Source organism: Paraburkholderia sp. BR10937, assembly GCF_040965695.1.
GTDB lineage: Bacteria > Pseudomonadota > Gammaproteobacteria > Burkholderiales > Burkholderiaceae > Paraburkholderia.
This window is the reverse complement of record NZ_JBFRCL010000283.1, coordinates 1-238: the sequence shown is the minus strand read 5'-3', so window position 1 is coordinate 238 and position 238 is coordinate 1. Positions and strand designations below refer to the sequence as shown.

Sequence of the window (238 nt, the reverse complement as noted above, 5' to 3'; positions counted from 1 at the left end):
GTAGCCTGCGAAAAGCGGTGGGGAGCTGGCAAACAAGCTTTGATCCACCGATATCCGAATGGGGAAACCCGGCCCGAATGGGTCATCCATGACTGAATACATAGGTCATGTGAAGCGAACGCGGCGACCTGAAACATCTAAGTAGCCGCAGGAAAAGAAATCAACCGAGATTCCCAAAGTAGTGGCGAGCGAAATGGGACCAGCCTGTACTCTTTATCCGTACCGTCAGCCAAACGCT

The 238-nt window shown here is 52.5% G+C and carries 1 rRNA gene; it reads left to right on the top strand.

The features are described from left to right. Positions 1–238: ribosomal RNA gene (locus AB4Y44_RS42995) — 23S ribosomal RNA — on the top strand; the annotation flags it as partial.